The following is a 7,147-nucleotide window of genomic DNA, read 5'->3' as shown; positions in this document are numbered from 1 at the left end:
TCACTCTTGGACTTGCAGTTAGCGGTCTCTTCCCTTGGTCACAAGTAGCACAATACATCATCGCGCAAGTTTTGGGAGCAATCTTCGGACAAGCCTTGGTTGTTGCGACTCACCGTCCTTACTACTTGAAAACAGAAAACCCAAATAATATCTTGGGAACTTTCTCAACAATTTCAAGTTTGGACCAAGGTACAAAAGAATCACGTTTTGCAGCAACTGTGAACGGTTTTATCAACGAGTTTGTTGGTTCATTCGTTCTTTTCTTTGCAGCGCTCGGTATGACAAAGAACTTCTTTGGTGCTGAATTGCTTTCTAAAGCTCAAGGAATGATTAACGATCAAGTGGCACAAGCGACTGCCCAAGGTCAAACAATTCCTCAAGAACAAGTAACAGCAGCTCTTGAACAAGCAAAAACACAAGTAGCTCCATTCTTGTCACCAGGTCTTGCTGTTGCACACTTGGCTCTTGGTTTCCTCGTAATGGCCTTGGTTACTTCACTAGGTGGACCTACAGGACCAGGTTTGAACCCTGCTCGTGACTTTGGACCTCGTCTTCTTCACGCTGTACTTCCTAAATCAATCCTTGGTGAACACAAGGGTGATTCAAAATGGTGGTATGCTTGGGTACCAGTAGTAGCACCGATTGCAGCTGGTATTACAGCAGTAATGCTCTTCAAGTTCCTTTATATGTAATTATTAAAAAACTGGGAATTCCCAGTTTTTCTTTTTCTATAAACTTGGAATAGGCTTTAGCTCATCATTGTTGAAATCGTCAGACTTTTTTCATTTTAAATCAAAAGATGTAAATATGGCAAAAATATGGTAAAATAGAGTATTAAGTAAACGTTAAAAAGGAATATTATGCGTAAAGAAATTGCACCTGAATTATATAATTACAATAAATTCCCTGGTCCTGAATTTCATTTGTCTGGAGATAAAGTCGAGGCGGAAGGTTTTACTTTTACCTTAGTTGAAAATAGCAAGGAAGCCTTCGATGCAACGGTATTTTCTCAACGCTTTTCAGAAGTTTTGACCAAGTATGATTATATTGTAGGAGACTGGAGTAATGAACAGTTGCGCTTACGTGGTTTCTACAAAAATGAGCGAGCTGAAGAATCTCTCGAGAAAATCAGTCGTTTACAAGATTATCTACTCGAATATTGTAGCTATGGATGTGCTTATTTTGTCTTAGAAAATGAGACGCCGAAACGAGCACCATTTGATCAAAAAATGCGCAAGAAAGAAGAAAAAGACAACCGAAAAGGGAAGAAGTCTTCTCAAAATAAGAAAAAAAATCATACAGACAAGAGGAATAGACGTCGCCGTAAAGAACAGAAACCTCAGAATGAAGAAAAGGGACAACGTCATTTCGTCATCCGTAAGAAAGACTAGAAAATAAGGAGAAAAGATGAAACCGTCGATTTATAGTTTAACTCGTCAAGGAATGCAAGAATGGGTCTTAGAGCAAGGAGAAAAAAAATTCCGAGCGGATCAAATCTGGGAATGGCTTTACCGTAAACGTGTTCAGACATTCGAAGAAATGACTAACTTGTCTAAGGATTTGATTGCCAAGCTTAACGAGCAGTTTGTAGTCAATCCCTTGAAACAACGTATCGTTCAAGAGTCAGCCGATGGTACTGTGAAGTATCTCTTTGAGTTGCCAGATGGTATGTTGATTGAGACTGTGCTTATGCGTCAACACTACGGCTTATCAGTCTGTGTAACGACTCAGGTAGGATGTAATATTGGTTGTACCTTCTGTGCGTCAGGTTTGATCAAAAAGCAACGGGACCTCAATAACGGAGAAATTGTTGCCCAAATTATGTTGGTTCAAAAATATTTTGACGAACGTGGACAAGATGAACGTGTTAGCCATATCGTTGTTATGGGTATTGGAGAACCATTTGATAACTACAATAACGTTTTGAACTTTATTCGTACCATCAATGATGACAAGGGAATGGCTATCGGTGCTCGTCATATCACCGTATCAACTTCTGGTTTGGCTCATAAGATTCGTGAGTTTGCCAATGAAGGAGTCCAGGTTAACCTTGCTGTTTCTCTTCATGCTCCAAACAATGAACTGCGTTCAAGCATTATGAAGATTAACCGTGCCTTTCCAATTGAAAAACTCTTTGCAGCGATTGAGTATTACATCGAAACAACTAACCGCCGTGTAACTTTTGAGTATATCATGCTAAATGAAGTCAATGACGGAGTCGAACAAGCACTTGAGTTGGCAGAATTGCTCAAGAACATTAAGAAATTGTCATATGTCAACTTGATTCCTTACAACCCGGTTAGTGAGCACGACCAATACAGTCGTAGTCCGAAAGAGCGTGTTATGGCCTTCTATGATACGCTCAAGAAAAAAGGCGTCAACTGTGTTGTTCGTCAAGAACACGGTACAGATATCGATGCCGCATGCGGACAATTGCGTTCAAATACTATGAAACGTGATCGCCAAAAAGCAGTAGCTGAAGTAAATCCATAAGATGAATCGAAAAAAAATAATAATTTTGGGAGTGCTATTATACTGTCTTTGTATCGTCTGTTTTTGTTTTACTCCCCAGCCTCAACTTCCTACAGGAGTGGAAACTCCAGGTATTCAAACTTTTGGACGCCTGGTTTTTCTTTTGACGCCTTTTAACTCCCTTTGGAATCTGGGAGAAGTAACAAGTCTTTTACAGCTATTCTGGATTTTTTTGCAAAATGCCTTAAATATCCTCTTGCTCTTCCCACTGATTTTCCAGCTTCTCTATCTCATCCCTAGTCTAAGAAAAACGAAGAGAGTGATTTTGTTTAGCTTTTTATTGAGCTTGGGAATCGAATGCACACAGCTAGTTTTAGACTTTTTCTTTGATTTTAATCGGGTATTTGAGATTGATGATTTATGGACCAACACTTTGGGTGGTTACCTGGCTTGGGTCCTTTATAAACTACTACATAAAAACAAGATAAGGAATTAAAATGAGTATCTTAGAAGTAAAAAATTTAAGTCACGGTTTTGGTGACCGTGCGATTTTTGAAGACGTATCCTTCCGTCTCCTCAAAGGTGAACACATCGGTCTAGTCGGTGCTAATGGTGAAGGGAAATCAACCTTCATGAGCATCGTGACTGGTAAGTTGGTACCTGATGAAGGTAAGGTGGAATGGTCCAAATATGTGACAGCAGGCTACCTTGACCAGCACGCTGTGTTAAAAGAAGGTCAAACCGTGCGTGACGTTTTGCGTACAGCCTTTGACGAATTATTCAAAGCTGAAGCTCGCATCAATGACCTTTATATGGAAATGGCAGAAGAGGGCGCTGATATTGATGCCTTAATGGAAGAAGTCGGCGAACTGCAAGACCGTTTGGAAAGCCGTGATTTCTATACCTTGGATGCCAAGATTGACGAAGTTGCTCGTGCTCTAGGTGTTATGGATTATGGTATGGATACAGACGTAACAGCCTTGTCAGGTGGACAAAGAACCAAGGTACTCTTGGCTAAACTCCTCCTTGAAAAGCCAGATATCCTACTTCTTGATGAGCCAACCAACTATCTAGATGCTGAGCATATTGACTGGCTCAAGCGTTATCTGCAGAACTATGAGAATGCCTTTGTCCTTATTTCGCACGATATTCCATTCCTCAATGATGTTATCAATATCGTATATCACGTTGAAAATCAACAGTTGACACGCTATTCAGGCGATTACTACCAGTTCCAAGAAGTCTATGCCATGAAGAAATCACAACTGGAAGCAGCCTATGAACGTCAACAGAAAGAAATTGCGGATCTCAAGGACTTTGTGGCTCGAAACAAAGCACGTGTCGCAACGCGTAACATGGCTATGTCTCGTCAGAAAAAATTGGACAAGATGGATATCATCGAGCTTCAAAGTGAGAAACCAAAGCCGTCCTTTGAATTCAAAACTGCTCGTACACCTGGACGCTTTATCTTCCAAGCCAAGGACTTGCAGATTGGGTATGACCGTCCCCTTACCAAACCCTTAAATCTTACCTTTGAGCGAAATCAAAAGGTTGCCATCATCGGTGCCAATGGTATCGGGAAAACAACTCTATTGAAGAGTCTTTTGGGCATTATTCCACCCATTGCTGGTGAAGTTGAACGTGGTGATTACCTAGAACTCGGCTACTTTGAACAAGAGGTGGAAGGTGGCAATCGCCAGACACCTTTAGAAGCAGTTTGGAATGCCTTTCCGGCGCTCAATCAAGCAGAAGTTCGTGCAGCCCTTGCCCGCTGTGGTTTGACAACGAAGCATATCGAAAGCCAAATTCAAGTCTTATCAGGTGGGGAACAAGCCAAGGTTCGTTTCTGTCTCTTGATGAATCGTGAGAACAATGTCCTTGTTCTAGACGAGCCTACCAACCACTTGGATGTGGATGCCAAGGACGAACTCAAACGTGCTCTAAAAGAGTATAAGGGATCTATACTTATGGTTTGCCACGAACCAGACTTCTATGAAGGTTGGATGGATCAAATCTGGGATTTCAATGAGCTAACATAAAAGTCATAAAAAAGCCAAGTCTCATCGACTTGGCTTTTTTTACGTGGGTTGCAAATAGTAGAAGTCGTACTGCTATCAACTTGTTTTAGTATCAAAAATAACTAATTTGTTTGATTTCCCACAATTTCATCCTCTTCAAAGTGTCCCACACCATCTTCAACAACAAACGGGCAAGTAACTTTCTTTTTTATTCCATTTTCATCATAGGAACAACTGATGTTATAGATTCCATCGGAAAATGAGTTTTTTGGTAAAGATAAGAATTTTTCCTTTATGGTATCTACAGGATTACCATTTTCTACCTTGATTTTCGAAAGGTCAAAATCAAAATCGAAAGTAATACCTTTGTTTCTCATGAGATCTTTTGTTGTAATATTATAAAAGCCGGCTGCGTCAGAATCTCCTTTTTCCCGATTGCTGACAGCCTGCGCCATAATTGCCACATAGTAGTTTTCTATTGGATATTTTCCAAATTTAAAACTAGAAGTTATTGTTGTCGCAAAGAGTTTATCTATTTTTTCAGCAGTAGCATTTTTGATACTGTCTTCTTCTTGTTGGAAATTCGGCCTTTCTTTGTATACATCTAGTAAGAAACTGAATTCATCTTGTTTGACAGTGTGAAACAGTGCCTTTTCTTTATCATTAAGAAGTGTTTCAAGATCTGTTCCTGAAAGAAGAAAGAAATTTGATAAGTGTTCTCCATTCATTTTATGAATTTTTGCGTCAGTATATTTTTTTAAAATAGTTCCATCAGATAAATTTTCTGTATATGTTAGCTCGTAGACTGTTCCGTTAAATGCTTCAATCTCTCTGTGTTTATCAACTAACTCAACCTTTCCCTTAAGCCCAAGTGCTTGGAATTCCTCAGCAAAATTGGGAGTAGAGTATGTAATGGATGGTGAAGAGGAAGCAGTTGTGAGCAGTGCTAGGCTAGTAATGAAAATTACCGTAACTCCATAGATAAAACCAAGTATAGCTAAAATATCTTTTCCCTGACCTAGCTTTATTATCTGATAAATACCGATAAGGAGAATGATTGAGTAAACAATATTTGTACAAACTAGTAATGGATAATTGTCGATGTAATTAAGTGGAACTCCCTTAAAACCTACTATTTGTAAGAAGGCTCCAATTGTAGCTAAGGCTAACTGTATATTAGAAGTCTTTTGAATCAACTCATTATCTTTGAAGGAGGATTTTAATTTTGAGATATCTCTAAAGATAAAAATATTTCCTAGTACAATTACCGCAAATGATAAGTAAACTACTGGCCACAAGATTATAAAAGCAAATCCAGCAGAATCATAAATAATCGAATAAACAACATTAAAGATTAAATACGTTGGCAAGAGTAAACCAAGCCGGAATAGGTTGATTTTATAGGGTTTCATAGGAAAATCTCCTCGTTACTATTGACTAAATTATATCATATTTGAAACAAAAAAGAGAGCGTTTACATAAAAGTGTAAATAAAAAAAGATAGGCCGAATGACCTATCTTTTTTAATAGTTTAGATATTGTTCAATCTCAGATTTTTGGATTTCTTTGCCATAATGACAAATCGGGCAAGAAACGAAATAAGTTTTACCGTAAGGAAAGAGTGGGATCCAGTAAAGGGTAAACTTACGTCCAGTTTCTGTAATTTCCCAATTACCGACATTGTTACAGTGTCCACACTCAAGAGTAGTTTGAGTATGTCCTAGCACTTTTTGGTAACCTTTTGAACCCCAAAGTAAAAGCATTTTAAAATCTCCTTAAAGCAATCTTTTATTGTTTACTGAAATCGTAGTCTTTAACAATTTCGATACTATCGATAGTGATAGCAGTAGTTGGTTTGTCCTTTGTATCTTTTTCTGCTTTGGCAATCTGATCTACTACGTCCATCCCATCAATTACCTGACCAAAGACGGGGTGTTTCCCATCGAGAGTAGGATTTCCACCTTCTTTGTAGGCTTCGATAATTTTCTTAGGATAGCTACTTGTAGGAAGTTTAGCAGAATAATCTGTTGTACTTTGGTTAATAAAGAATTGGCTACCATTTGAGTTTGGTTGACCAGTATTAGCCATAGATAGGGAACCACGGATATTATAGAGGTATGGAGAAATTTCGTTTTTGAAACCTGTTCCCTTGTCCTTGGTTTTATCCTTATCATGCCAGATAGATTCACCACCTGTTCCATCTCCCTTAGGATCCCCAGTTTGAACCATAAATCCATCGATTACACGGTGGAAAGTCACACCATTGTAGTAACCTTCTTTAGCATGAGTAAGGAAGTTTTCAACTGCAAGTGGTGCTAACTTTGGAAAGAGTTTGATACGAATATTACCCAAACTTGTGTGAAGGATAGCTTCAGCTTCGTCTTCAGCTACTTCCTTAGAAAGTTGAGGGAAGTTAGCATTTTCATTTGTTAAGGCGTCTTTCAAATCTTTTTCTGCTTGAGTAGCGGCTTTAGAACTTTCTTCAGCAGCAATTTTAGAATCTACGTAATCATCACCACGAAGTGCACGTTGGATGCTTGTGCATCCACCAAGAGCAAAAGTTGAAATGAGTAGTAGTGTAGCTAATTTTTTCATATTAGTCCTTTCAAAAATCATTTTTACCATTGTAACCTAAAAGGAAGTGGATTTCAAATATT

The 7,147-nt window shown here is 38.7% G+C and carries 8 protein-coding genes; 5 read left to right on the top strand and 3 right to left on the bottom strand.

Going from position 1 to position 7,147, the window contains the following annotated elements:
• The 5 genes from AC3E9F_RS06340 to AC3E9F_RS06320 all read left to right on the top strand — a co-directional run.
• Positions 1–692 (top strand): MIP/aquaporin family protein (locus AC3E9F_RS06340; protein WP_490672941.1); only part of this gene is annotated, 692 nt, incomplete at its 5' end.
• A 168-nt stretch (positions 693–860) separates the two neighbouring features.
• Positions 861–1,391 (top strand): YutD family protein, encoded by a 531-nt coding sequence (locus AC3E9F_RS06335; protein WP_263393411.1) that lies wholly within the window; start codon positions 861–863, stop codon positions 1,389–1,391.
• 16 nt (positions 1,392–1,407) lie between these two features.
• Positions 1,408–2,493 (top strand): dual-specificity RNA methyltransferase RlmN, encoded by a 1,086-nt coding sequence (gene rlmN / locus AC3E9F_RS06330; protein WP_004253810.1) that lies wholly within the window; start codon positions 1,408–1,410, stop codon positions 2,491–2,493.
• A 1-nt stretch (position 2,494) separates the two neighbouring features.
• Positions 2,495–2,968 carry a VanZ family protein gene (locus tag AC3E9F_RS06325; protein WP_263393412.1) on the top strand — a complete coding sequence of 158 codons (474 nt, stop codon included), beginning with the start codon at positions 2,495–2,497 and terminating at the stop codon, positions 2,966–2,968.
• A 1-nt stretch (position 2,969) separates the two neighbouring features.
• Positions 2,970–4,511: an ABC-F family ATP-binding cassette domain-containing protein gene (locus AC3E9F_RS06320; RefSeq protein ID WP_490672940.1), complete on the top strand. Its 1,542-nt coding sequence runs from the start codon at positions 2,970–2,972 to the stop codon at positions 4,509–4,511.
• Between the two features lie 101 nt (positions 4,512–4,612).
• Here AC3E9F_RS06320 and AC3E9F_RS06315 read toward each other — a convergent pair whose 3' ends face one another.
• From AC3E9F_RS06315 to AC3E9F_RS06305, 3 genes are all read right to left on the bottom strand, one after another.
• A complete protein-coding gene (locus AC3E9F_RS06315) occupies positions 4,613–5,902 on the bottom strand; it encodes a hypothetical protein (protein WP_490672939.1) in 1,290 nt (429 codons plus the stop codon).
• A 111-nt stretch (positions 5,903–6,013) separates the two neighbouring features.
• Positions 6,014–6,253 carry a zinc-ribbon domain-containing protein gene (locus AC3E9F_RS06310; protein ID WP_414293675.1) on the bottom strand — a complete coding sequence of 80 codons (240 nt, stop codon included), beginning with the start codon at positions 6,251–6,253 and terminating at the stop codon, positions 6,014–6,016.
• A gap of 25 nt (positions 6,254–6,278) precedes the next feature.
• Positions 6,279–7,085: a peptidylprolyl isomerase gene (locus AC3E9F_RS06305; RefSeq protein ID WP_461685025.1), complete on the bottom strand. Its 807-nt coding sequence runs from the start codon at positions 7,083–7,085 to the stop codon at positions 6,279–6,281.
• Between the last annotated feature and the right edge of the window lie 62 nt (positions 7,086–7,147).

It is taken from the genome of Streptococcus sp. SCPM-O-B-15277 (M60), from assembly GCF_058200335.1.
The sequence above is the reverse complement of the archived record's forward strand: the minus strand, read 5'-3'. Positions and strand labels throughout refer to the sequence as shown.